The sequence below is a fragment of the Delftia sp. UME58 genome, assembly GCF_014170385.1.
GTDB lineage: Bacteria > Pseudomonadota > Gammaproteobacteria > Burkholderiales > Burkholderiaceae_C > Comamonas > Comamonas acidovorans.
The window spans coordinates 150,430-175,024 of the sequence record NZ_LZZV01000106.1 but is presented as its reverse complement, the minus strand read 5'-3'; the positions used below and the strand labels follow the sequence as shown (position 1 = coordinate 175,024).

The 24,595-nt window shown below is 66.3% G+C and carries 23 protein-coding genes and 1 pseudogene; 12 read left to right on the top strand and 12 right to left on the bottom strand.

The features are described 5' to 3' along the window. Window positions 1-148: pseudogene (locus tag A9976_RS31615) on the top strand (GTP 3',8-cyclase MoaA); the annotation flags it as partial. A gap of 51 nt (window positions 149-199) precedes the next feature. On the opposite strand, the gene moaA reads toward A9976_RS31615, so the two are convergent. From moaA to A9976_RS28410, 5 genes are all read right to left on the bottom strand, one after another. Then, window positions 200-1,336 (bottom strand): GTP 3',8-cyclase MoaA, encoded by a 1,137-nt coding sequence (moaA, locus tag A9976_RS28430; RefSeq protein ID WP_183021743.1) that lies wholly within the window; start codon window positions 1,334-1,336, stop codon window positions 200-202. Window positions 1,337-1,401: 65 nt separating this feature from the next. Beyond that, entirely contained in the window at window positions 1,402-2,187 is a 786-nt protein-coding gene (locus A9976_RS28425) for an SDR family oxidoreductase (protein WP_183021742.1), read from the bottom strand. Window positions 2,188-2,211: 24 nt separating this feature from the next. Beyond that, window positions 2,212-2,811 (bottom strand): DUF2889 domain-containing protein, encoded by a 600-nt coding sequence (locus A9976_RS28420; protein WP_183021741.1) that lies wholly within the window; start codon window positions 2,809-2,811, stop codon window positions 2,212-2,214. A 75-nt stretch (window positions 2,812-2,886) separates the two neighbouring features. Then, window positions 2,887-4,320, bottom strand: coding sequence for an aldehyde dehydrogenase family protein (locus tag A9976_RS28415; RefSeq protein ID WP_047218958.1), 1,434 nt, complete (start codon window positions 4,318-4,320; stop codon window positions 2,887-2,889). Between the two features lie 86 nt (window positions 4,321-4,406). Beyond that, window positions 4,407-5,243, bottom strand: a complete 837-nt coding sequence (locus tag A9976_RS28410; RefSeq protein WP_183021740.1) for a Crp/Fnr family transcriptional regulator — start codon at window positions 5,241-5,243, stop codon at window positions 4,407-4,409. A gap of 62 nt (window positions 5,244-5,305) precedes the next feature. On the opposite strand from A9976_RS28410, the gene A9976_RS28405 reads away from it, so the two are divergent. The 4 genes from A9976_RS28405 (at window position 5,306) to A9976_RS28390 (ending at window position 10,810) form a co-directional block, all read left to right on the top strand. Next, entirely contained in the window at window positions 5,306-5,848 is a 543-nt protein-coding gene (locus A9976_RS28405) for a DUF962 domain-containing protein (RefSeq protein ID WP_183021739.1), read from the top strand. A gap of 153 nt (window positions 5,849-6,001) precedes the next feature. Continuing rightward, window positions 6,002-6,529: an inorganic diphosphatase gene (gene ppa / locus A9976_RS28400; protein ID WP_183021738.1), complete on the top strand. Its 528-nt coding sequence runs from the start codon at window positions 6,002-6,004 to the stop codon at window positions 6,527-6,529. Window positions 6,530-6,709: 180 nt separating this feature from the next. Further along, window positions 6,710-8,479, top strand: coding sequence for a methyl-accepting chemotaxis protein (locus tag A9976_RS28395; RefSeq protein ID WP_183021737.1), 1,770 nt, complete (start codon window positions 6,710-6,712; stop codon window positions 8,477-8,479). 495 nt (window positions 8,480-8,974) lie between these two features. After that, on the top strand, window positions 8,975-10,810 hold the full coding sequence (locus A9976_RS28390) for a methyl-accepting chemotaxis protein (RefSeq protein WP_183021736.1): 1,836 nt from the start codon (window positions 8,975-8,977) through the stop codon (window positions 10,808-10,810). 3 nt (window positions 10,811-10,813) lie between these two features. Here A9976_RS28390 and A9976_RS28385 read toward each other — a convergent pair whose 3' ends face one another. Beyond that, the gene (locus tag A9976_RS28385; protein ID WP_183021735.1) at window positions 10,814-12,037 is read right to left on the bottom strand and encodes a GNAT family N-acetyltransferase; all 1,224 of its coding nucleotides are present in this window, start codon (window positions 12,035-12,037) and stop codon (window positions 10,814-10,816) included. Window positions 12,038-12,123: 86 nt separating this feature from the next. Between A9976_RS28385 and A9976_RS28380 the strand changes: the two genes are divergently transcribed. Both A9976_RS28380 and A9976_RS28375 read left to right on the top strand, forming a co-directional pair. Continuing rightward, window positions 12,124-13,773, top strand: coding sequence for an NAD+ synthase (locus A9976_RS28380; RefSeq protein ID WP_183021734.1), 1,650 nt, complete (start codon window positions 12,124-12,126; stop codon window positions 13,771-13,773). 71 nt (window positions 13,774-13,844) lie between these two features. Then, entirely contained in the window at window positions 13,845-14,183 is a 339-nt protein-coding gene (locus A9976_RS28375) for a P-II family nitrogen regulator (RefSeq protein ID WP_012206673.1), read from the top strand. A gap of 101 nt (window positions 14,184-14,284) precedes the next feature. Here A9976_RS28375 and A9976_RS28370 read toward each other — a convergent pair whose 3' ends face one another. The 6 genes from A9976_RS28370 to A9976_RS28345 are packed head-to-tail and all read right to left on the bottom strand — an operon-like array spanning window position 14,285 to window position 17,797. After that, window positions 14,285-14,878 carry a TIGR00730 family Rossman fold protein gene (locus A9976_RS28370; protein WP_012206672.1) on the bottom strand — a complete coding sequence of 198 codons (594 nt, stop codon included), beginning with the start codon at window positions 14,876-14,878 and terminating at the stop codon, window positions 14,285-14,287. Then, window positions 14,875-15,288 (bottom strand): diacylglycerol kinase, encoded by a 414-nt coding sequence (locus A9976_RS28365; protein WP_183021733.1) that lies wholly within the window; start codon window positions 15,286-15,288, stop codon window positions 14,875-14,877. Before A9976_RS28365 ends, A9976_RS28370 begins: the two co-directional genes overlap by 4 nt. A 40-nt stretch (window positions 15,289-15,328) precedes the next feature. Then, entirely contained in the window at window positions 15,329-15,874 is a 546-nt protein-coding gene (locus A9976_RS28360; protein ID WP_183021732.1) for an RDD family protein, read from the bottom strand. Window positions 15,875-15,903: 29 nt separating this feature from the next. After that, window positions 15,904-16,755 carry a DUF3106 domain-containing protein gene (locus tag A9976_RS28355; protein ID WP_183021731.1) on the bottom strand — a complete coding sequence of 284 codons (852 nt, stop codon included), beginning with the start codon at window positions 16,753-16,755 and terminating at the stop codon, window positions 15,904-15,906. 20 nt (window positions 16,756-16,775) lie between these two features. Continuing rightward, the gene (locus A9976_RS28350; RefSeq protein WP_183021730.1) at window positions 16,776-17,228 is read right to left on the bottom strand and encodes a DUF3619 family protein; all 453 of its coding nucleotides are present in this window, start codon (window positions 17,226-17,228) and stop codon (window positions 16,776-16,778) included. Continuing rightward, window positions 17,225-17,797, bottom strand: a complete 573-nt coding sequence (locus tag A9976_RS28345; protein ID WP_183021729.1) for an RNA polymerase sigma factor — start codon at window positions 17,795-17,797, stop codon at window positions 17,225-17,227. The genes A9976_RS28350 and A9976_RS28345 overlap by 4 nt, the downstream gene beginning before the upstream one ends. A gap of 277 nt (window positions 17,798-18,074) precedes the next feature. Here A9976_RS28345 and A9976_RS28340 point away from each other — a divergent pair, with 277 nt between their 5' ends. From A9976_RS28340 to leuA, 5 genes are all read left to right on the top strand, one after another. Continuing rightward, complete coding sequence (locus tag A9976_RS28340) at window positions 18,075-19,856, top strand: acetolactate synthase 3 catalytic subunit (RefSeq protein WP_043819761.1); 1,782 nt, start codon at window positions 18,075-18,077, stop codon at window positions 19,854-19,856. Between the two features lie 154 nt (window positions 19,857-20,010). After that, window positions 20,011-20,502 carry an acetolactate synthase small subunit gene (ilvN, locus tag A9976_RS28335; protein WP_012206665.1) on the top strand — a complete coding sequence of 164 codons (492 nt, stop codon included), beginning with the start codon at window positions 20,011-20,013 and terminating at the stop codon, window positions 20,500-20,502. A gap of 77 nt (window positions 20,503-20,579) precedes the next feature. After that, window positions 20,580-21,596, top strand: coding sequence for a ketol-acid reductoisomerase (ilvC, locus tag A9976_RS28330; protein WP_183021728.1), 1,017 nt, complete (start codon window positions 20,580-20,582; stop codon window positions 21,594-21,596). A 209-nt stretch (window positions 21,597-21,805) separates the two neighbouring features. Then, complete coding sequence (gene pssA, locus A9976_RS28325) at window positions 21,806-22,639, top strand: CDP-diacylglycerol--serine O-phosphatidyltransferase (RefSeq protein ID WP_012206663.1); 834 nt, start codon at window positions 21,806-21,808, stop codon at window positions 22,637-22,639. 226 nt (window positions 22,640-22,865) lie between these two features. Further along, a complete protein-coding gene (gene leuA / locus A9976_RS28320) occupies window positions 22,866-24,557 on the top strand; it encodes a 2-isopropylmalate synthase (protein ID WP_183021727.1) in 1,692 nt (563 codons plus the stop codon). Window positions 24,558-24,595 lie beyond the last annotated feature (38 nt).

Below are 24,595 nucleotides of genomic sequence, written 5' to 3'. Positions count from 1 at the left end.
CCTGCGCAGCCTGCTGCGCAGCGGCGCCAGCGATGCCGAGGTCGCCGCCGCGCTGGCCCCCATCTGGCAGCAGCGCAGCGACCGCTATTCCGAACTGCGCGCCAGCCTGCCGGCCAGTAACGGCACGCAGCGCAGGCGCAAGGAGTAGGGGGCGAGGCGGCGATGGCAGGGCGCCGACGCCCCGCGCGCGCCGCGCGGATCAGCCGCCGATGTAGCTCATCTCGATGCGCCTGCGCTGCGTGCCGTTACTGGCCGGCAGGCTGGCGCGCAGTTCGGAATAGCGGTCGCTGCGCTGCTGCCAGATGGGGGCCAGCGCGGCGGCGACCTCGGCATCGCTGGCGCCGCTGCGCAGCAGGCTGCGCAGGTCCCAGCCTTCGGAGGCGAACAGGCACAGGTACAGCCGGCCTTCAGTGGACAGGCGCGCGCGGTTGCAGTCGCCGCAAAAGGCATGGGTGACGCTGCTGATCACGCCGACCTCGCCCAGCGACGGGTCGTGCAGGCCGCGCGCGTCGGCATAGCCCCAGCGCACGGCCGTCTCGCCGGTGGCGCTGGCCTGCAGCGGCACCAGGGGCAGCTCGGCGCGCAGCCGGGCGATGACCTCGTCGGAGGGCAGGACCTCGTCCATGCGCCAGCCGTTGGTCGCGCCCACATCCATGTATTCGATGAAGCGCAAGGTCACGCCCGTGCCCTGGAAGTGGCGCGCCATGGGCAGGATCTGGTCTTCGTTGGTGCCGCGCTTGACCACCATGTTGACCTTGATGTTGGTCAGGCCCGCGGCTTGGGCCGCCTCGATGCCGGCCAGCACGTCGGAGACCGGGAAGTCCACGTCGTTCATGCTGCGGAACACCGCGTCGTCCAGCCCGTCCAGGCTCACGGTGACGCGGTTCAGGCCGGCGTCCTTGAGCGCGCGGGCCTTGCGGGCCAGCAGGGAGCCGTTGGTGGTCAGCGTCAGGTCCAGCGGCTGGCCGCCGGGCGTGCGCAGGGCGGAGAGCTGCTCCACCAGCGTTTCCACGTTCTTGCGCAGCAGCGGCTCGCCACCCGTCAGCCGGATCTTCTGCACGCCGTGCTGCACGAACAGGCGCGCCGTGCGCGTGATTTCCTCGAAACTCAGCAGCGAGCCGTGCGGCAGGTAGCGGTAGTTCTTGTCGAAGACTTCCTTGGGCATGCAGTAGCTGCAGCGGAAGTTGCAGCGGTCGGTGATGCTGATGCGCAGGTCGCGCAGCGACCGGCCAAGCCTGTCCTGCAGATCGCCGGTGGGCGTCTGCAGCAGACTTGGCACGGCGGCCGGGCGCGTGGGGGCGCGCTCGTCGACCAGGGGGATCACTCGTTCTGCCATGCCTGCGATTTTGCCCGAATGCCTATGTCCAGGCACTGCGCAAGCCTGCAGTTCTTGATCTGTGTCTAGACGCAGCGTGCCCCGTCCACCTCGATGCAGGTGCCGCTGATGAAGGCGGCCTCGTCGCTGGCCAGATACAGCGCGGCATTGGCCACGTCCCCTGCGGTGGAGAAGCGGCCCAGCGGAATGGTCGCCAGAAAGCGTGCGCGGCGCGCTTCGTCCACCGGGCCGCCGGCGAACTCGGCGGCCAGGCCGGTGTCCGGATTGAACACGGGGTTGATGCAGTTGACGCGGATGTTCTCGGGCCCGAGCTCGGCCGCCATGGACTTGCTGGTGATGATGACGGCTCCCTTGGAGCCGTTGTACCAGGTCAGCCCCGGGCGCGGGCGCAGTCCGGCCGTGGAGGCGATGTTGATGAAGCTGCCGCCGCCAGGGCGGCCATCGGCCAGCGCCGGGTTGGCGCGCATGGCGGGCACGCCGTGCACGGCAGAGAGGTAGATGCTCTTGACGTTGATGGCGTAGACACGGTCGAACTCTGCCTCGCTGACTTCGAGCATGGGGCGGTTGCGGTGCGTCCAGCCCGCGTTGTTGACGAAGGCATCGAGCCGGCCATGCGCCTGCAGCGTGGCCTCCACCAGGGCCTTGACCTGTTCGCTGCTTGTCATGTCCGCCTGCACGAAAAGTGCCCGGCCGCCTTCGGCGGTGATGGACTGCGCCACGCGCATGCCGGCCTCGCGGTCGATGTCGTTGACGATGACTCGGGCACCTTCGGCAGCCATCCGCTGGGCGATGCCGGCCCCTATGCCGCTGCCGGCGCCTGTGACGATGATGGATTTGTCCTGGACACGCATCGGGCTTTGCTCCTCGGTCGGGGTTCAGGCCCCCTGGGCTTCGGTGGTTGCTGTGGACGCCGGGATCGGGGTGGCGCCGCCTGTGCCGGGCTGCCAGCCCACGAATTGCGGGTAATAGCGCGCCACGCCGGGGCCGTTGAAGTCCCAGCCAAGGCACTGGCCCAGGTGGCGTGGCGGCTGGCTGGGATCGGCATCGCCAAAGACGCCTGGAACGGACTGGAAGGCGGCCGTGGCCATGTTGAACAGCAGCTCGCGCAGATGCGTGCAGCTGGCCACGCCGCCCAGGTTCTCGTTGATGGCCTTGCGCCAGCCGCGCGCCATGCTGCAGCCGACCATTTTCTGCATGGCCCGCGTGGCCTCGGGGCAGTGGCCCAGCGGGTGGGAGTCCATGACGACCTCGATGGCCTGCACCGCCAGGCGGGCATCGACCGTGGTGCGTATCCACATGTGGTGTATGGCCGTGCCGGCGGGCATGTGGCGGCCGCCGCTCAGTTCGATGTCATGGGTCTTGCTGTCGCGCAGCTCGCCTTCGATATCCCAGAGGCCGTCGGCGCGGGCGTAGCTGCGGTAGCGCACGTCGCGTTCATGCTGGGGCGTGCGGTCGGGAATGGGGGACAAGGGCATGGGGGAAGCTATTCTTTCTGTCGCGGGCTGACGGCTGGCGCCGGGCATCCCGCGATTTTCCGTCATGCGCGAAGATCAGCCATGCCGTATGGCGACGGTCTTCAGCGTGGTAAAGCCGTAGAGCGCCTCGAAGCCCTTTTCGCGGCCATGGCCGCTGGACTTGACGCCGCCGAAGGGCAGCTCCACGCCGCCGCCGGCGCCGTAGTTGTTGACGAAGACCTGGCCGCAGCGCAGGCGCCGCGCCAGACGCAGCTGGCGCGCACCGTCGCGCGTCCACAGGCCGGCCACCAGGCCGTAGGCCGTGCCGTTGGCCAGTTGCACGGCATGGTCCTCGTCATGGAAGGGCATGGCGCAGAGCACGGGGCCGAAAATCTCTTCCTGCGCCAGCCGGTGCTCGGGCGGCACGTCGCGCAGCAGGGTGGGCGCCTGGTAAAAGCCGCTGTCGGGCGCATCCTCGACGATCTGGCCCTGCGCCACCACGGCAATGCCGGCCACCTGGGCGTCGGACAGGAAATCCCAGACGCGCTGCTGCTGGCTGGCGCGGATCAGCGGCCCCAGGTCCAGGTCCATGGCGGCCGGGCCCACGCGCAGCGCCTCGAAGGCCTGGCCCAGGCGTTCGAGCAGCGGCTCGTAGATCAGCGAGTCGATCAGCACGCGCGAACCTGCCGAGCAGGTCTGGCCCGCGTTCTGCACGATGGCGTTGACGATGGCGGGCACGGCCGCATCGAGGTCCGCGTCTGCAAACACGATCTGCGGGCTCTTGCCGCCCAGCTCCAGCGTGACGGGGCAGTGGCGCTCGGCAGCCGCCTGCTGGATCAGCGTGCCCACGCCGGGGCTGCCCGTGAAGCTCAGGTGGTCCACGCCGGGATGGCGCGCCAGGGCCTCGCCCACCTCGTGACCCAGGCCGGTGACCACGTTGAAGGCGCCGGCTGGAAAGCCTGCCTCGGTGGCCAGCCGCGCCACGCGCAGCACGGACAGGCAGGCGTCTTCCGAGGGCTTGACCACACAGGTATTGCCCGCGGCCAGCGCCGCGCCCACGCTGCGGCCCAGGATCTGCATGGGATAGTTCCAGGGCACGATGTGGCCGGTCACGCCGTGGGGCTCGCGCCAGGTCAGGGCGCTGTAGCCCTGCTGGTAGGGCAGGGTCTCTCCGTGCAGCTTGTCGCAGGCGCCTGCATAGAACTCGAAGTAGCGCGCCAGCGCCAGCACATCGGCACGGGCCTGGCGCGTGGGCTTGCCGCAATCGCGCTGCTCGATGGCCGTGAGTTCATCGGCATGCTGGAGCACGCTGCCCGACAGGCGCATCAGCAGGCGCCCGCGCTCTGCGGCAGAAAGCTTGCTCCAGACGCTGTCCTGGCACTCGCGCGCAGAGCGCACGGCCAGGTCGATGTCCTGGGGCGAGCCGCGTTGGAGCTCGTCGAAAGCCTGCCCGTCCGACGGGTCCAGCACGGGGATCGTGCGCCCCGATTCCGTGGGCACGGACGCATTGCCGATGTAGTGGTATTGCATGGAGCCCGATTGTGGGGTGCCCGCGCCGCTTGTCCAGTCCCGGGCGTTGTTCCGCCCCCTCGCTCGCCTTGGCGACTCCAGCGGCTTCAGTCCTCGGGCCAGCCCGCGTCGCGCAGGCCCTGCCGGTCCAGGACCTCCATCTTGCCGCGCCGCAGTTGCAGGCAGCCGGCCTGCTGCAGCTCCTGCAGGATCTGGTTGGTGGTCTGGCGCGACAGGCCCAGCATGCGCGCCAGCTGTTCCTGGGAAACATCCAGCTCGCGGCGCCAGCGCTGGCGGCCCAGGCCGTCCGGCTGCCACTGGTCAAAGCCTTCGGCCATGCGCACCAGGCGCCGCGCCAGGCGCTGCGGCGCAGGCAGCAGCGTGTGCTCCTCCAGCGCCATCAGGCACACGCGCAGCTTGTCGGTCAACAGCAAGGCCAGCGCCTGCCAGTGTTCGGGATGGGCTGCCAGCCATGCCTGCAACGGGGCCTGGGGCACGTGCAGCACGGTGCAGGCCGTGGCTGCCTGGGCGTCGTGGGTGCGCTCGGCTCCATCGAACAGCGCGATTTCCCCCAGCCACATGGGAGGCTCCACCAGGGTCAGCAGTGCTGTGCGGGCCTGCTCGCCACAGGCGGCCGTTCCCGAGATGCTGAGCGCACCACGCGCCACCGCGTACAGGCCGCAGGGCGGGTCGCCCCGGCGGAACAGCCAGTCGCCTGCGGCCAGCGTGCGGGGCTGGGCCAGTGCCTTGAGCTGCGCGGCCAGCTCTGGCGGCAGGGCGTGGAACCAGCGGCCTGCCTCGATGGTGGCCCAGAGGTCGGCCATGTCCGGCGGGCCGGCCGCCGCGCGGCGCCGTACGCCGCGCGGGGCGGCGTGGGCTGCCGGAGCTGCCGGGGCGGGTGCGGGTAAGCCCGAGGTGCGCGATGAGGCTTGTGTCGGATCCATGACAGACGCCAATCCTTGATGACACCACCATGGTTGCGCAACATCCACCGCAGGTGCAGCCTATGAAAACCCTCATCGACCAACTGTCCCAGTACGCGGACTATCACCGTGATCCGCGCAACATCCTCACGCACTTCGTCGGCGTGCCGCTGATCATGTGGGCGGTGGTGATTTTGCTGGCCCGCCTGCAGTGGGCCGCCCCCTTGGGCGACGGCCTGCCCGAGCTGCCATTGAGCCTGGCCCTGCTGGCGGCACTGGCGGCAGGCATCTACTACTGTCTGCTGGACCTGCGCTACGGCATCGCCATGGCCCTGGTGCTTGCCCTGATGCTGGCGCTGGCCCAGCCCATCGCCATGCTGCCGATGGGGGCTTGGCTGGGCTGGGGCCTGGGCATCTTCGCCGTGGGCTGGGTGATCCAGTTCGTGGGCCATTACTACGAAGGCCGCAAGCCGGCTTTCCTGGATGACATCGTGGGCCTGGTCATCGGGCCGCTGTTCGTGCTGGCCGAGCTGGGCTTTGCCCTGGGCCTGCGCCGCGAAGTGCAGCAGGCGGTGGAGCAGCGCAGCGGTCCCGTGCAACGGCGCGCGGGCGGCGCACACGCCTGAAAACGGCCCGGGCGCTGCAAGCTTGGCGCAGGCTTGGCGCCGTAGCATGGCGGGCGTTCCTGCGGAGCCATCCGTGGGGGCGTGTGCCTGCGCCTAAAATCACGCTGCTATCCCCCTGCGGGGGCTTTTTTGTTTCAACTCTCCTCATCCATCATGTCTTTCGACAAAGTCACACCGGGCAAGAACGCTCCTGAAACCTTCAACGTCGTGATCGAGATCTCGGCCAACTCCGATCCCATCAAGTACGAAGTGGACAAGGAAAGCGGCGCCGTCTTCGTGGACCGCTTCATGGGCACGGCCATGCACTACCCGGCCAACTACGGCTATGTGCCCCAGACGCTGTCCGGCGACGGCGATCCGGTGGACGTGCTGGTGATGACGCCCTTCCCGCTGCCCCCGGGCGTGGTGGTGGCCTGCCGCCCCATCGGCATCCTGCTGATGGAAGACGAGTCCGGCGTGGATGGCAAGGTCCTGGCCGTGCCCACGCAAAAGCTGCTGCCCGCCTACGACAAGATCAACTCGCTGGAGGACATCCACGAGATCACCCTCAAGCAGATCCAGCATTTCTTCGAGCACTACAAGGACCTGGAAAAGGGCAAGTGGGTCAAGGTGCTGGGCTGGAAGGGCGTGGACGAGGCCAAGAAGGAAGTCGTGGACGGCATCGCCAACTACAAGGGCTGATCCCTTTCACTCCCGTCGAGGGAGTCTCAACTGCGCTGAGGTAAATGCCCGCTTCGCAGTTGATACAATTTGAAACGCACCCGGTGCCTAGGCGCCGGGTGCGTTTTTTGTTTTGTCGTGGATCAGGGTTTGGACAGATCAATCAGGCGCTGATGGGGACATCGGCCCGGGAGCGAGCAAATGAAGGTGGCAGATTGGCGCATGGGCACGAAGCTGGGCATGGGATTCCTCGTCATGGTCCTGTTCTCGGCTGTTCTGGGAGCGGTGGCCTGGTTGCAGCTGGCGCAGATGCACCGCAACGCGTTGCATTTGTCGGATGTGGCCCTGCCCAGCATGTTCCATGCGGGCGCCATGCGCTCCGAGTACAACCGCTTGCGCCGCCATGAGGCCGGCATTGCCTCGGCGCGCAGCCTGGGCGAGGTCGATGGCTTTGCCAAGCAGGTGCAGGACCGACTGAAAACCATTGGCGAGCATGAGACGGCCCTGCGCGCGCTGATCGACCAGGAGGGCCTGCGCACAGCCTTTGACGACTACCTCGGCTTCAAGCAGCAGTTCCTGGCCATGCATGCGCGCCTGCTGGAGCGCGCGCGTGCCGGCAACTACTCGACCACCGAGGAGCAGGCCTTCATGGCCGACGAGATGGGGCTGATGTTCGCCGGCGAATCCGAGGCGCAGTTCGGCAAGCTGGCCGAAAGCGCCGGCCGCCTGCTGACCCTGCAGCGCGAGGCGGGCGAGCAGGCGCGCCAGCAGGCGCAGGCCGGCTTTGACCTCGCCCGCATCTGGGTGCTGGGCACGCTGGCCGTGGTGGTGGCCATTGCCGCCCTGGTGGGCTGGGCCATCACGCGTGCCGTGACCGGCCCCGTCGCCCAGGCCGTCCATGTGGCGCGCAACGTGGCGGCCGGCCATCTGGAGACGCCGGTCACCAGCCGCCGCCGCGACGAAATGGGCCAGCTCATCAACGCGCAGGAAGACATGCGCCGCAAGCTCGCCGAGCTGGTGGGCGAGGTGCGTGGCAACGCGCAGGGCGTGGCACTGGCCGCGGGCGAGATCGCCCAGGGCAATGCCGATCTGTCGGCGCGCACCGAAAGCCAGGCCAGCGCGCTGGAGGAAACGGCAGCCTCCATGGAGCAACTGGGCGCCACCGTACGGCAGAACGCCGACAGCGCGCGCCAGGCCAACCAGATGGCCGCCTCCGCATCGGGCATCGCCGCGCGTGGCGGCGAAGTCGTGGCCCGGGTGGTGGACACCATGAAGGGCATCAACGACAGCAGCCGCCAGATCGCGGACATCATCGGCGTGATCGACGGCATTGCCTTCCAGACCAATATCCTGGCGCTGAACGCCGCCGTGGAAGCGGCCCGCGCAGGCGAGCAGGGCCGGGGCTTTGCCGTGGTGGCGGGCGAGGTCCGTTCGCTGGCCCAGCGCAGCGCCGAGGCGGCCAAGGAGATCAAGGCGCTGATCCAGGCCAGCGAGCAGCGCGTGGAGCAGGGCACGCAACTGGTGGACAAGGCGGGCGAGACCATGTCGGAAATCGTCACCGCCATCCGGCGCGTGACGGACATCATGGGCGAGATCAGCGCGGCCAGCAGCGAGCAGAGCGCGGGCGTGGCCCAGGTGGGCGATGCCATCACGCAGATGGACCAGGCCACGCAGCAGAACGCGGCCCTGGTGGAGCAAAGCGCGGCCGCCGCCCAGTCGCTGCAGCAGCAGGCACAGGCCATGGTGGCCTCGGTCTCGGTATTCCGCACGGCGGCTGCCGATGCGCCGGCTGTCACCGTGGCGACTGCCGCAGCATCGCGCGCAACGGTTGTTGCCTCCTTGGCATCGCGTCCGGCCCTGGCTCCCATGGCCGCCGGGCCGGCGCAACAGATCGCTGCGGCCACCCCGGCCAAGGCCACCAAGAACACCAAGGCGACCACCGCCGACGATGAGGAGTGGGCCGCGTTCTGAGGCCTCACGCGCAGTTCAGCTCCATTTTCTGGCGGCGCCATGCTTTGCATGGGGCCGCTTTCTTTTTGCTTTTGGTGCTCAGCTGGCGCAGGTAGGGTGCGAGAGGCTGTGGCACAAATCTGCCAGTGAAGGTTTCTGCCTACTACCCGTACCTGAACTTGTCCTGAACAATGCCTGGATACTGGCAGAATGTAAGTGGATGTAGTCCTATTCTTACAGCGTGAACAACGGCGGCTTCTGGCGCCGCTCCCTAGGAACGAAGGGATATCCCGTGATCACCTTGTTCTCATGGCCGCCAGGCCTGGCGGCCACCAGTCTCCCAGCAGACCGCGCCACCGCGGTGGCTCTCCCTCTCCGATTCCTGCCAACGATCCGACTTGCGCGGTTGCGGCAGATCTGTTTTTGCGAAGTCCGTGCCGGGCCTGGTTGACGCCTGTCCATGGCGCAACACAAAGCCGGGCACAACAACAAGATGGCAGGACTTCGACAAGAAAGATGAATGTGAAAAACCTCAAGATCTCAACGCGCATGCTGGGCACCTTCGGCCTGCTGGTGGTGCTGCTGCTGGCCGTGGTGGCCGCAGCCCTGGTGCAACTGCGTTCCATGCGCGCCAGCATGGAAGTCATCACGGGCAACGCCATGCCCAGCGTGGAAGTGATCAACCAGATAGGCACCGATGTCGTGCGTACCCGTTTGCTGGAGGTACGCCATGTCAACAACGACGATGCCGCCTACAAGACCGATTCGGAAAAGCAGCTGGAGCAGCTGCAGCGCCGCCTGGCCGAGCGCAAGAAGGCCTACGAGCCGCTGCTGTCCTCCGACGAAGAGCGCAGGCTCTACGCGCAACTGCTCCAGGAACGCGATCGCTACCAGCAGCTGAGCCAGCAGGTGCTGGCGCTGTCGCGCCAGGGCGAGAAGGAAAAGGCCCAGGCCGTGCTGGGCGGCGAGTCGCTGAAGCTCTACAACGAATCGTCGAACACGCTGGATCTGCTGGTCAAGCTCAACAGCGATGCTGCCTTGCAGGAAAGCCGCAATGCCGAAGCCGTGTACGGGCGCTCGGTCGTCGTCCTCAGCGTGGCGGCGCTGGCCGCCGTGCTGCTGGCCGTGCTGGCCGGCCTATGGCTGACGCGCTCCATCCGCGCGCCGCTGGCGCATGCGGTCGATGCCGCAGACCGCGTGGCCAACGGCGACCTGGGCGGGACCATCCGCATCGACCGCCATGACGAAACCGGCCTGCTGCTGGGCGCACTGCAGCGCATGCAGTCCAGCCTGGTGCAGACCGTGCGCAGCGTGCGCCAGAACGCCGAAGGCGTGGCCTCGGCCAGCGCGCAGATTGCCTCCGGCAATGCCGACCTGTCCAGCCGCACGGAAGAGCAGGCCAGCGCCCTGGAGCAGACGGCAGCCTCCATGGAGGAGCTGGGCTCCACCGTGCGCCAGAACGCCGACAACGCACGCCAGGCCAATCAGCTGGCGCTCAATGCATCCAGCGTTGCGCGCCGTGGCGGCGAAGTGGTGGCCGAGGCCGTGGAGACCATGAAGGGCATCAACGACAGCAGCCGGCGCATCGGCGACATCATCGGCGTGATCGACTCCATTGCCTTCCAGACCAACATCCTGGCGCTGAATGCCGCCGTGGAAGCGGCGCGCGCGGGAGAGCAGGGCCGGGGCTTCGCCGTGGTGGCGGGCGAGGTGCGATCACTGGCCCAGCGCAGCGCCGAGGCCGCCAAGGAAATCAAGGCGCTGATCACGGCCAGCGTGGAGCGTGTCGAGCAGGGCTCGCAACTGGTGGACCGCGCGGGCACGACCATGAGCGAGGTGGTGGCCGCCATCGGCCGGGTCACCGACATCATGGGCGAGATCAGCTCGGCCAGCACCGAGCAGAGCTCCGGCGTGGCACAGGTCGGCGAAGCCGTCACGCAGATGGACCAGACCACGCAGCAGAACGCGGCCCTGGTCGAGGAAAGCGCGGCTGCCGCTGCCGCGCTGCGCAAGCAGGCGCAGGACCTGGTCGAGGCCGTGGCCGTCTTCCAGTTGCCCCGTGGCGCCACGGACAGCCATGCGCATGTGCCGCACAGGGTGGCGGCACCGGCCAGCACCGCAGCGCGCCCCGCAGCCCCGCCTGTCCGGCCCGCTCCGCCCGCCAGCCCTGCGCGGCCCGCGGCCCTGGGCGGCGGCGGTGCGGCTGCAGGTGGCGAGACGCTGGCCCGCCGGCTTGAGCGCGATGCCATACCCCCCATCCGGCCGCGCGCCGGACCCGCGCAGGCCGGCAAGCCGGCGCCACGCCAGCCCGGCCAGCCCGGGCAGGGCGATGACGACTGGGAAACCTTCTGAGCCCTACCCCTGGCGCAGCGGGCTGTGGGCCTGCAGCTCCTGCAGATAGCCGGCCATGCCCTCGCCCTCGCGGTCCAGAAAGCGCGAGATGGCATCGGCAAAGGACGGGTGGGCAATCCAGTGGGCGCTGGGGGTGACCACGGGCAGCAGTGCCCGCGCCATCTTGTGCTCGCCCTGGGCGCCTCCCTCGAAGTGCGCAATGCCGCGTTCTATGCACCAGGCGATGGGCTGGTAGTAGCAGGCCTCGAAATGCAGGCAATCCACGCGCTCCAGTGCGCCCCAGTAGCGGCCGTAGGCCGTTCCCTGCGGGGCCTGCAGCGCATGGGCGCGCCCGTCCGGATGGCCCGCTGACAGCCTTGCGGCCGCAGCATCCAGCGCGATCAGGCTGCAGGCAATGGGCTGGCCGTCGCGCTCGGCGATGAACATCAGCCAGGCCTCGGGCATCCGGCGCGCCATGGCCTCGAAGAAGGCCGGTTCGAGGTAAGGGGCGTTGCCATGCTCCAGGTAGGTGCGCTCGTGGCAGCGGTAGAAAAAGGCCCAGTCCTGTGCGTCCATGTCCGGCCCGTGCAGGGCGCGAAAGCGCACGCCGGCCTCATGCACCTTGCGCCTTTCCTGGCGTATCTTCTTGCGCTTTTCCTGGTTCAGCGTCGCCAGGAAGTGGTCGAAATCGCCGTGCCCGGCGCCATCGGCGCCCTGGTTGCTCCAGTGGAACTGCACGGTGCTGCGCTGCATCCAGCCGTCGGCATCGCAGGCGGCCAGATCCTCGGCATCGCTGAACAGCAGGTGCAGCGAGGACAGCTGCTGCGCCTGGGCCCATTCGCGCACCGCACGCACCAGGGCTGCACGCAGCAAGGGCGTGCGCGCCAGCAGGCGGCTGCCCGGCACGGGCGTGAAAGGCACGGCCAGCACGCCCTTGGGGTAGTAGTCCAGCCCGTGCTGTGCGTAGGCACGTGCCCAGGCAAAGTCGAACACGTACTCGCCATAGGAGTGCGCCTTGGCGTAGACCGGGCAGGCGGCAACCAGCTCGCCGCCCTGCCAGAGCGTGACCACGCGGCCGGCCCAGCCGGTTTGCGGCACGGCGCTGCCGCTGGATTCCAGAGCGCTCAGGTACTCGTGGCGCATGAAGGGCGTGGGCGCGGCCTGCGATGCCAGCAGCGCATTCCAGGCCTGGGCATCGAGCTGCTGCACGCTGTCCAGCACGCGGGTGATAATTGCGGTTTCAGCCATGCCATTCCTTGCGGGCCGGTGTGACGCGCGCTGCCGCCTTTCGCTGTGGGGTGGCCTTGTCGGCCCTGTTGGCTCCATTGCATTCCATGACGCTCTCCATCTGCACTGCCCAGCTCAACTTTGTCGTGGGCGACCTGCCCGGCAATGTCCAGAAAATCATTGCCGCAGCCCGTGAAGCTTATGCCACGGGAGCACGCTTGCTGCTGACTCCCGAGCTTGCCCTGTGCGGCTATGCAGCCGAAGACCTGTATCTGCGCCCCGCCTTTCTGGATGCCTGCGATCAGGCCGTGCAGCAGCTCGCGCGGGAGACCGTGCAGTGGCCGGGCCTGGCGCTGGTGCTGGGCCATCCCTGGCGCGACCCGGGCGCCGGTGGCGCGTTGCGCAATGCGGCCAGCGTGCTGCGCGACGGGCGCGTGGAATGCAGCCATGCCAAGCAGTGCCTGCCCAACTACGGCGTGTTCGACGAGCAGCGCTACTTTGTGGCCGGCCAATCGCCCTGCGTGATCGAAGTGCAGGGCGTGCGCGTGGGCTTGCTGATCTGCGAGGACGCCTGGCATCCCGAACCCGCGCGCACAGCTGCCCAGGCCGGTGCGCAATTGCTGGCCGTGATCAATGCCTCGCCCTTCCATGAGGGCAAGCAGGCCGAACGCGAAGCCACGCTGGCCGCGCGCGCGTGCGAGATGGGCCTGCCCCTGGTCTACGCACATCTGGTCGGTGGCCAGGATGAAATCGTCTTTGATGGCAGCTCCTTTGCAGTGCAGGCGGACGGCTCCATTGCCGCGCGTGCACCGGCATTTGCCGAGGCCTTGCCGCGGGTGGAGGTCCGCACGGGCGGGCAGGGGCTGGTGCTGGCAGGCGAGGTGGTTGCGCAGCCAGGGCACCTGCCGGCGCTGTGGTCCGCCCTGGTGCTGGCCGTGCGCGACTACGTGGGCAAGAACCGTTTCCCCGGCGCCCTGCTGGGCCTGTCGGGCGGTATCGACTCGGCCCTGGTGCTGGCGATTGCAGTCGATGCACTGGGCGCGGACAAGGTGCATACGGTGATGATGCCTTCGCCCTATACGGCCGACATCAGCTGGATCGACGCGCGTGACATGGCCGAGCGCGTGGGCGTGCGCTACGACGAAATCTCCATCGCACCGCAGTTCGAGGCCTTCAAGGCCGCGCTGGCCCCGGCCTTTGCAGGCCGCGCCGAGGACACGACCGAAGAAAACCTGCAGGCCCGCATCCGTGGCACCTTGCTGATGGGCCTGTCCAACAAATTCGGCTCCGTGGTCCTGACCACGGGCAACAAGAGCGAGATGTCCACCGGCTACTGCACGCTCTATGGCGACATGGCCGGCGGCTTTGCCGTGATCAAGGACGTGCTCAAGACCGAGGTCTTTGCGCTGGCGCGCTGGCGCAATGCCAACGATCCGTTCGGCACGGGGCTGGACCCCATCCCGGATCGCATCATCACGCGCCCGCCCAGCGCCGAACTGCGCCCGGACCAGAAAGACCAGGACAGCCTGCCCGCTTATGAGGTGCTCGATGCCATCGTGCGCCGTTACATGGAAAATAACGAAAGCATCGCCTCCATCGTGGCCGACGGATACGCCAGCGCCGATGTGGAGCGAGTGACGCGCCTGATCCAGATCAACGAGTACAAACGCCGGCAGGCGCCCGTGGGGCCGCGACTGACGCGCCGCAGCTTCGGCAAGGATTGGCGCTACCCCATCACCAACCGCTTTCGCGCTTGAAGCACCTGAGGCGGCGGGGTTTCCCGGCCAGCCGTTTTGCCCCGTATTGCATGCACTGAGGAGTTCACCCCATGAAAATGATCACCGCCATCATCAAGCCGTTCAAGCTGGAAGAGGTCCGCGAGGCACTGGCCGACTGCGGCGTCAACGGCCTGACCGTCACCGAGGTCAAGGGCTTTGGCCGCCAGAAGGGCCATACCGAGCTTTACCGCGGCGCTGAGTACGTGGTGGACTTCCTGCCCAAGGTGAAGATCGAGGTCGTGGTCCGCACCGAGGACGTGGACCGCTGCGTGGACGCCATCGTCAACGTGGCGCGCACGGGCAAGATCGGTGACGGCAAGATCTTCGTCACTGCCGTGGAGCGCGTGGTGCGCATTCGTACCGGCGAGCTCGACGACGGAGCCATTTGAGTCCGGGAGCAGGGCAGGGCGCATTCGGCGCCCTGCATTCCTGATGTCTCGATGCTGGCGGCCATCCTCTGCAGGGTGGCCGCTTTCGTTTCCGCTTCGGTTCAGATCACGGCGCGCAAGGGGGCCGTCTCCAGGCCCGTGCCGGCGTTCTGCACCAGGGATTGCAGCAGCGTGGGGATGTCGCTGCCGCTTTCGATCAATCCCATCTGCCACTCGCCCATGAAGCCGTGGCCCACGCAGGTCTGCAGGAACTGCAGCATGCTGTCGTAGTAGCCATCCACATTGAGCAGGCCGATGGGCTTGTCGTGGTAGCGCAGCTGGCGCCAGGTCCAGACCTCGAACAATTCCTCGAAGGTGCCTATGCCGCCGGGCAGGGCGACGAAGGCATCGCTGCGCTCGGCCATCATGGCCTTGCGCTCGTGCATGGTCTGGACGATATGCAGCTCGTCGCAGGCATGGTTGGCCAATTCCTTGTCCACCAGCGCCTGCGGAATCACGCCCACGACGCGGCCGCCGGCCTGCCGCGTGGCCTCGGCCACCTCGCCCATCAGGCCGCTGCGGCCGCCTCCATAGACCAGCTGGCCGCCGTGCTCGCCGATCCAGCGGCCGGTGGCGCGGGCTGCCTCGATGAATCCGGGCTGGTCGCCGGGACGCGAGCCGCAATACACACAAATGGAAAACGTGGGATTTGTCATGCAATGAACCGTTGATAGAGGGCGGCCAGCCAGACGCCGGCGCACAGCAGCAGCGCCAGCATCACGGCCGCGCTGCCCATGTCCTTGGCCTGCTTGGACAGAACGTGCCATTCGGGGCCTATGCGATCGACCACGGCCTCGATGCCGCTGTTGAGCAGCTCCACGATCAGCACCAGCAAGACCGTGCCCGCCAGCAGTGCGACCTCGATCCAGCTGCTTGCCAGCCAGAAGGCGGCAGGGATCAGCACGATGGCGGCCAGCGCTTCCTGGCGGAAGGCTTTTTCATTCCATCCGGCGCGAAGGCCTGACAGCGAATAGCCCGCCGCGTGCCAGACACGCGTCAGGCCTGTGCGGCTTTTCTGGGGATTGACAGGTGCACTGTCGGTCGGGTCGGGAGATGCGGCGGGCATGCTTGCGAGTGTAGGAGATGCGACGCTGCCTCTGGGCCTGTCAGCGCTTTTTCCTGGGTGCCGGTGCCTGGTGGATCAACTGGGTGCCAGCCCATGCGTCATGCCAGAACTGGCGGCGCGGATGCAAGCGGCTCAGAAGTGCCCAGAGCGCCACCCACAGCACCAGCAGCATCAGCGTGGTCAGTGCAGGTACGCCGGCCGAATAGGCCGCCAGCGGCGGCAGCAGCCAGATCCAGCTGAGCACATAGCGCCGCAGCGCGCGCAACTGGCTGACGGGCTGGCCTGCCGCATCCACCAGGCGGATGTGCCAGGTCTTCATGGCCAGCGTCTGGCCCTTGGACCAGAACCAGACGAAATAGATACCCAGCACCACGAACATGAAGGCCTGCAGCGCATGGCGGTTGTCCATGGCATTGCGCGTCTGCGACAGGGTGCCGAACAGATAGCCTGCAATGAAGACCACGCCGAACAGCAGCATGCCCTCGTAGAGCCAGCAGGCCATGCGCCGCGCCAGTCGCGGGGCCATCTGTGGGGAGGCTGCGGTTGCGGCTGCCGTGGTGGAGGCGGGGGATGTGGCGTTCGTCATGCGGACGGGGAGATCGGTGCGTCAGTGCGTCAATGCGAGGGGGGCGCTTCGCCGTGCGATGGCTGGGATGCAGCATCGGGGCTGTCATGCAGTTCCATGGGCGGCAAAGGCATGGGCGTGGCCGAGGGCACCTCGACAGGCGCCGTCTCCACCAGCGCCGGCGGGCGCACGGGATGGGTCTCCACCGCCGCAGGCGATGGGGCCTGGGGCACGGGAAGCGGCGGGTTGTAGATGGTGGCGGGCGGAATCTTCGGCGGATTCGGAATGGTGGCCGGAGCCACCGAGGCCGCCGGAATCCGCGCCAGCCGCTTGGGCGCAACAGGTTCTATGGCAGTGGCGGCGCCCTTGGCCTTGGGCGCGGCGCGCGCGGCCAGCAGGCGTTTTTCCTCGTCGCTGAGCGCCTGGTAGGCCTCCCACTGGGCGCGCTTGTCCGTGGCCAGGCGGTTGGTCAGGGCGAAATTCAGGCGGGCCTGGCTGCGCTGCTGGGCGCTGAGGCTGGACCAGGTCTGCATGCGATCACGCAGCTTTTCCTGCTCTTTTTCACTGAGCTTGTCCCAGCCCTCGGCCAGCGCCATCCAGCGGCGCTTTTGCAGCGCGTCCATCATGGACCAGCGCTCGGACAGGGGTTCAAGCACGCTGCTCTGCGCCGGTGTCAGCTCTGCCCAGCGCGGGCCGGAGGCCAGGTCCGTGGCGCGCTGGCGCGTGGCTGCATCACCGTGCAGGGTCTTGGAGGCTGCGATCGTGGCCGGCGAGACGGTGCTGGGTGCCAGCCGTACCTGCTGCACGACGCGCCAGCCGGTCCAGGCCAGCGCCATCAACAGCACCGCCGCCAGGATGGCGGCGGCTGGGCGGTGGAACGCGGCGCGTGAATCAGTGGGCATGCAGGCAGGCAAGGCGGGGATCAGCGTTCCGTGTTGGTGGCCGAAGTCTTCAGGTACTGGATGAAGCCGGGGTCGGCGTAGGCGGCGGGCGGCAGATCATCGGTCAGCAGGGCGGTATCCACCTCGGCAACCTCGGTCAGACCTGTCTGGTCCGTCTGCACGTTGACGACCACCAGTCCAACGATCAACGCCAGCACCGGCACGGCCGAGATCAGGGCGCGCCACCAGGTGCCGCCTTCGTCGCCCGAGCCCAGCGTCAGCGTGCCGCCCTGGGCCTGGGTTGCGTTGGCGGTCTGCAGCGGCGCAGCGCGCAGCTCGCGCCGGCGAACGGACAGGGCACGCTCGCGCGCGGCCCGCAGCCGTTCGGTGATGTCGTATGGCAGCAACGCCTCGCCGTCGCCCAGGCGCGCGGTGATCCGGCGTGCGATGCGGTCGGCCGCCATTTCGCTGTGGAGAGTGGGCGCAGTCTTCATAGCTCGATTCCTTTGGCCTTCAGTGCCTTGCTCAATGTCTGGATGGCGCGGAAACAATGTGTTTTTACACTTCCTTCGGAACACCCCATCGCGGCAGCGGTCTCCGCGACGTCCATCTCTTCCCAATAACGCATCAGGAAAGCTTCGCGTTGACGTGCTGGAAGCTCCTGTATCTCTTTTTCAATGCTTTGCAAAGTCTGGGCCCGCTCGGTCAGATCCTCGGCGCTGCGGGCGGTTTCACCGTTCTGGCCGGAGTCGGCATAGGTTTCGAGCCAGTCGAAGTCCGCATCGTCGCCGGCCGATGCCTCCAGGTCGCTCATGCGGGTGAAGAGGGCGTTCTGCGTTTTTTGCCTGCGAAACCAGTCCAGCGTGCTGTTGGACAGGATGCGCTGGAACAGCATGGGCAGCTCGGTGATGGGCTTGTCGCCATAGTGCTGCGCCAGCTTGAGCATGCTGTCCTGCACGATGTCCAGCGCCGCCTCCTCATCCCGGACGTGGAAAAAGCTGCGCTTGAAGGCTCGCTTTTCTACGCTTTTGAGGAAGTCGGATAGTTCTTGCTCGGTTGCCAAAAGGAACGCAGGCCCGGATGAGGGGCTCGTTGATGAGGGGCTGAACGGGTGCGGGGCCTGATTATCGCACCGCACTGTCAATTTTTTTCGCAGGATGGCGCGCAGGCTTGTTGCAGTGCGATAATGTCTGCTGCAATTCAAAAAGGCAAACGGGTCACGGTCCGGCGTTTACTCACTCGCCCATGTCTGTTGGTCCTAAGTCCCGCACCGGCCTCACAAGGGCTTCAGGCAAGGGGCACCCAAGGTTTTTCGTTAGAGAAATTCACAAAGGTTGATCATGGAAATTTCCAAAGCCGAGTACTCCAGCGCGGCAGCAGCGGCGTCGCAGTCCCATGCATCCCAGGAGCTGATGGGCTCCGAGATCCTCGTCAAGTCCCTGCAGGCCGAAGGTGTCAAGCAGCTTTGGGGCTATCCGGGCGGTGCGGTTCTGTACATCTACGACGCCCTCTACAAACAAGATTCCATTCAGCATGTGCTGGTGCGCCACGAACAGGCGGCCGTGCATGCGGCAGACGGTTTTGCCCGTGCCACGGGTGAAGTCGGCGTGGCCCTGGTGACCTCGGGTCCCGGCCTGACCAACGCCGTGACCGGCATTGCCACCGCCTATACCGATTCCATTCCCCTGGTCGTGATCAGCGGCCAGACCTCGACGGCCTACATCGGCACCGATGCGTTCCAGGAATGCGACACCGTCGGCATCACCCGCCCCATCGTCAAGCACAACTTCCTGGTGAAGGATGTGCGCGAGCTGGCGGACACGATGAAGAAGGCCTTCCACATCGCGCGCACCGGCCGTCCCGGCCCCGTGGTGGTGGACATTCCCAAGGACGTGTCCTTCAAGAAGGCGCTCTACGCCGGCTACCCCGAGAAGGTGGAGATGCGCTCCTACAACCCGGTGCGCAAGGGCCATGCCGGCCAGATCCGCAAGGCGCTGCAGTTGCTGCTGGCCGCCAAGCGACCCTATATCTACACGGGCGGCGGCGTTCTGCTGGGCAATGCCTGCAACGAGCTGCGCACGCTGGTGGACATGCTGGGCTACCCGGTCACGCATACGCTGCTGGGCCTGGGTGCCTATCCGGCCAGCGACCGCAAGTTCCTGGGCATGCTGGGCATGCACGGCACCATCGAAGCCAACAATGCCATGCAGAACTGCGACGTGCTGCTGGCGGTGGGTGCACGCTTCGATGACCGCGTGATCGGCAACCCCAAGCATTTCATGTCGGTGGAGCGCAAGATCATCCACATCGACATCGATCCCTCTTCCATCTCCAAGCGCGTGAAGGTGGACGTGCCCATCGTGGGCGACGTCAAGGAGGTGCTGACCGAGCTGATCTCCATGATCCGCGAGGCAAGTGCCCGTCCCGACGCAGCGGCCCTGGGCCAATGGTGGGAGACCATCGAAGGCTGGCGCAGCCGCGACTGCCTGCAGTACAGCCGTGGCGATGGCTCGGTCATCAAGCCGCAGTACGTGGTGGAGACGCTGTGGAACATGACCCGCGACGCCGATGCCTACATCACGTCCGACGTGGGCCAGCACCAGATGTGGGCCGCGCAGTACTACCGCTTCGACGAACCGCGCCGCTGGATCAACTCCGGCGGCCTGGGCACCATGGGCGTGGGCCTGCCCTACGCCATGGGCATCAAGCTGGCCAAGCCCGAGTCCGAGGTGTTCTGCATCACGGGTGAAGGCTCCATCCAGATGAACATCCAGGAGCTGGCCACCTGCCTGCAGTACAACACGCCGGTCAAGGTGGTGTCGCTGAACAACCGCTACCTGGGCATGGTGCGCCAGTGGCAGGAGATCGAGTACTCGGGCCGCTACAGCAGCAGCTACATGGACTCGCTGCCCAACTTCGTGAAGCTGGCCGAGGCCTATGGCCACGTGGGCATGCTGATCGAGCGCCCCGAGGACGTGGAGCCCGCCCTGCGCGAGGCACGCAAGCTCAAGGACCGCACGGTGTTCATGGACTTCCGTACCGATCCCACCGAGAATGTGTTCCCCATGGTGCAGGCCGGCCGTGGGATCACCGAGATGCTGCTGGGAGCTGACGACCTCTGAGCATGGTCCCTTGCGGGATCTGCCCGGGGTCACTCCTGCCGCATCCGTTCCAGTGAGCCGTCCTCGAGGCGGCCCCTTTGACGAATCTATTGCCTGCCAAGCCCGACGTTTACCGGCGCCGGGGGAGGGCAGCGAAAAGAGGAATCTTTCTTTCATGAAACACATCATTGCCGTGCTGCTCGAAAACGAGCCGGGAGCCTTGTCGCGCGTGGTGGGCCTGTTCTCGGCCCGCGGCTACAACATCGAATCGCTGACCGTGGCCCCCACGGAAGACGCATCGCTGTCGCGCATGACCATTCAGACGAATGGCTCCGAAGACGTGATCGAGCAGATCACCAAACACCTGAATCGCCTGATCGAGGTCGTCAAGGTCGTGGACCTGACCGAAGGCTCCTATACCGAGCGCGAGCTCATGATGGTCAAGGTCCGCGCCGTGGGCAAGGAACGCGAGGAGATGAAGCGCATGGCGGACATCTTCCGCGGCCGCATCATCGACGTGACCGAAAAGAGCTACACGGTCGAGCTGACCGGCGACCAATCCAAGAACGACGCCTTCCTGCAGGCGCTGGACCGCACGGCCATTCTGGAAACCGTGCGCACCGGCTCCTGCGGCATCGGCCGCGGCGAACGCATCCTGCGCGTTTGATGCGCTGCGACGCATCTGAACCTGAAACCTGTCCCCTTCCCCTTTCAACCCCTACACACACGAAGCCTGGAGCCAACATGAAAGTTTTCTACGACAAGGACTGTGACCTGAGCCTGATCAAGGGCAAGACCGTTGCCATCATCGGCTACGGCAGCCAGGGCCACGCACACGCGCAAAACCTGAACGAAAGCGGCGTGAAGGTCGTGGTCGGCCTGCGCAAGGGCGGCGCTTCCTGGGACAAGGTCGCCAAGGCTGGCCTGACCGTCGCGGAAGTCGACGACGCCGTGAAGGCCGCCGACCTGGTCATGATCCTGCTGCCGGATGAGAACATCCCCGAGGTCTACACCAACAACGTGGCCCCCAACATCAAGCAGGGCGCCACGCTGGCCTTTGCCCACGGCTTCAACATCCACTACAACCAGGTCGTGCCCCGCGCCGATCTGGACGTGATCATGGTCGCCCCCAAGGGTCCTGGCCACACCGTGCGCTCCGAGTACCTCAAGGGCGGCGGCGTGCCTTCGCTGATCGCCGTGTACCAGGACAAGTCCGGCAAGGCGCGTGACCTGGCCTTGTCCTATGCCATGGCCAACGGTGGCGGCAAGGGCGGCATCATCGAGACCAACTTCAAGGAAGAAACCGAGACCGACCTGTTCGGCGAGCAAGCCGTCCTGTGCGGCGGCGCGGTGGAACTGGTGAAGATGGGCTTCGAGACCCTGACAGAAGCCGGCTACGCTCCCGAAATGGCCTACTTCGAGTGCCTGCATGAGCTCAAGCTCATCGTGGACCTGATGTACGAAGGCGGCATCGCCAACATGAACTACTCGATCTCGAACAACGCCGAATACGGCGAGTACGTGACGGGTACCGAAGTCATCAACGACAAGTCGCGCGAAGCCATGCGTGCTGCCCTGAAGCGCATCCAGACCGGCGAATACGCCAAGATGTTCATCCAGGAAGGTCGCACCAACTACCCGAGCATGACGGCCCGCCGCCGCATGAACGCCGACCACGCCATCGAGAAGGTCGGTGGCCAGCTGCGCGCCATGATGCCCTGGATCTCCAAGAACAAGCTGGTTGACCAGAGCCGCAACTGAGATTGCTGCATTCCATCTTGCCTGGGTCGCGCAAGCGGCCTACGCAAGGTGCAGGACAAGGCCACCCCGACGGGTGGCCTTTTTCGTGCAGGGAAGGGGGCAGCGCGAAGGTACACTGACTCTTTCGGGGCGGCGCGGTCCGCTCCCTTAGAATACTATCGTTTTAATAGCTGCCCGCGCCTGTAGGCGCTGTGCTGGAGGCTGGATTGATGCAAAACCACAATGAGTCCAACGAGATTGAGGGCGTGGTGGTGCGCAAGCGCCGCAAGGGTATCTACATCCTGCCCAACCTGTTCACGCTGGCCGCGCTGTTCGGTGGCTTCTACGCCATCGTGATGGCCATGAATGGCCGCTTTGAACTGGCTGCCGCAGGCGTGTTCTGCGCCATGGTGCTGGACAGTCTTGACGGCCGCGTGGCACGCATGACCAATACGCAAAGCGCCTTTGGCGAACAGATGGACTCGCTGTCGGACATGGTGTCCTTCGGTGCCGCTCCGGCCTTGATCGCCTATGAATGGGCGCTCAAGGGCATTGGCCGCTGGGGCTGGATTGCCGCCTTTGTCTATTGCGCCTGCGCCGCACTGCGGCTGGCGCGTTTCAACGTGAATACCGGCACGGTGGACAAGCGCTGGTTCCAGGGCCTGCCTTCGCCTGCTGCTGCGGCGCTGGTCACGGGCTTCATCTGGCTGCTGGACGAAGCGGGCCTGCTGCGCGGCCAGGATGCCTGGCTGAGCTGGACGCAGATCACCTGGATCATGTTCTTCCTGACGCTGTACGCGGGCCTGACCATGGTCACCAATGTGCCGTTCTACAGCTTCAAGGACGTGCACTTCAAGAAGAGCGTGCCGTTTGCCGCCATCGTGCTGATCGCCCTGGGCATCGCCATCATCAACATCCACCCACCCATCGTGCTGTTCGGCGTGTTCCTGCTCTACGGTTTCTCGGGCTATGGCGTCTACGCCTGGCGCAAGGCCAAGGGCCAGCGCACCAGCGTCATCAGCACTTCGACCGACGAGCCCGAGGAGCGCGGCCTGCACAAGTGATGCGGTGCAGCATCTTCACAGCCTTTGTGAACCTGTGCTAAAGTCATCCGAATGCAATACCTGTCGCTAGCTCTACTACTGATGTCCAACGGGCAGAGACAGTAGCGCGCGCGTACATACCTACTTTCACGGCCCGTTTGCACCAGCGACGGGCCGTTTTGCATTTGTGGGGTCGCTGGAGCAGGTGGGTCTTGTTTTTACCTAGACGATAGAAAGCACTTCAGCCATGTTGCAAAACCCTTCGACCAAGTACCGTCCGTTCGCTTTCGCTCCCGTGCGTCTGCAAAATCGCAGCTGGCCCGACGCGACGATTACCAAGGCTCCGATCTGGTGCAGCGTGGACCTGCGCGATGGCAACCAGGCGTTGATCGAGCCCATGGACATCGATCGCAAGATGCGCATGTTCGAGCAACTGGTGAAGATCGGCTTCAAGGAGATCGAGGTCGGCTTCCCCTCCGCTTCGCAGGTGGAGTTCGACTTCATGCGCAAGCTCATCGAGGAAAACCGCATTCCCGATGACGTGACCATCCAGGTGCTGACCCAGGCACGCGAGCACCTCATCCGCCGTACCTTCGAGGCGCTCGAAGGCGTGCCCCGTGCCATCGTCCATCTCTACAACGCCACCGCGCCCGTGATGCGCCGCGTGGTGTTGAACATGAGCGAAGACGAGATCGTCGAGCTGGCCACCACCAATGCCCGCATGTTCAACGAGATCGCTGCCGGCTATCCCCAGACGCAATGGACCTTCCAGTACTCCCCCGAGATGTATTCGGACACCGAGCTGGAGTTTTCCAAGCGCGTCATCGATGCCGTCACCGAGGTATGGCAGCCCACGCCCGAACGCAAGTGCATCATCAACCTGCCCACCACGGTGGAGCATTCCACGCCCAATCTGTTTGCCGACATGGTGGAGTGGACGCACCGCCACATCCAGCGCCGTGATTCCATCGTGCTGTCCGTCCATCCCCACAACGATCGCGGCACGGGCACGGCCACGGCCGAGCTCGCGCTGATGGCTGGTGCCGACCGCCTCGAAGGCTGCCTGTTCGGCAACGGCGAGCGCACGGGCAACCTCGACGTGGTCAACGTGGCGCTGAACATGTACATCCAGGGCGTGTCGCCCGGGCTGGATTTCTCCGATATCGACGGCATCCGCAGCACGGTCGAGCATTGCAACCAGTTGCCCGTGCACCCGCGCCATCCCTACGTGGGCGATCTGGTCTACACCTCCTTCTCTGGCTCGCACCAGGATGCGATCAAGAAGGCCTTCGCCGACCGCAAGGAAGGCGACGTCTGGGACATGCCCTATCTGCCCATTGATCCCAAGGACCTGGGCCGCAGCTATGAGGCCGTGATCCGCGTCAACAGCCAGTCGGGCAAGGGCGGCATCGCCTATCTGCTTGAAAGCGAATATGGCCTCCAGTTGCCGCGCCGCCTGCAGATCGAGTTCAGCCAGGTCGTGCAGCGCGAGATGGATGCCAGCGGCAAGGAGTTGGCTGCGGCCGACCTGTGGAATCTGTTCCAGCGCGAATACGGCCTGCAATCCATGCAGGCGCCGCACTACCGGCTGAGCGAGAACGATGGTGTGGTCAGCCTGTCGGCCGACCTGGCCGTCGAGGGCGGCAAGCGCACGGTCGAGGCCGAGGGCACGGGCCCGATCGACGCCTTCGTGCAGGCGCTGAGCGAGCACTGCGGCCGGGCCGTGCGCGTGCTGGACTACAACGAGCATGCCATCGGCGAGGGCGCCAACGCCAAGGCCATCGCCTACGTGGAGCTGCGCGTGGACGAGTCGCATGTGTGCTATGGCGTCGGGGTTGATGCGAATATCGTCTCCGCTTCGTTCCGGGCCATCATGTCCGGCTTGCAGCGCGTGCCTTCTTCCAAGAAGGCGGCGGCGCAGGAGGCGGTTGCCGCTTAAATTCCGTTCCCTAGCCGGTGCAGCCACAAGCGCACCGG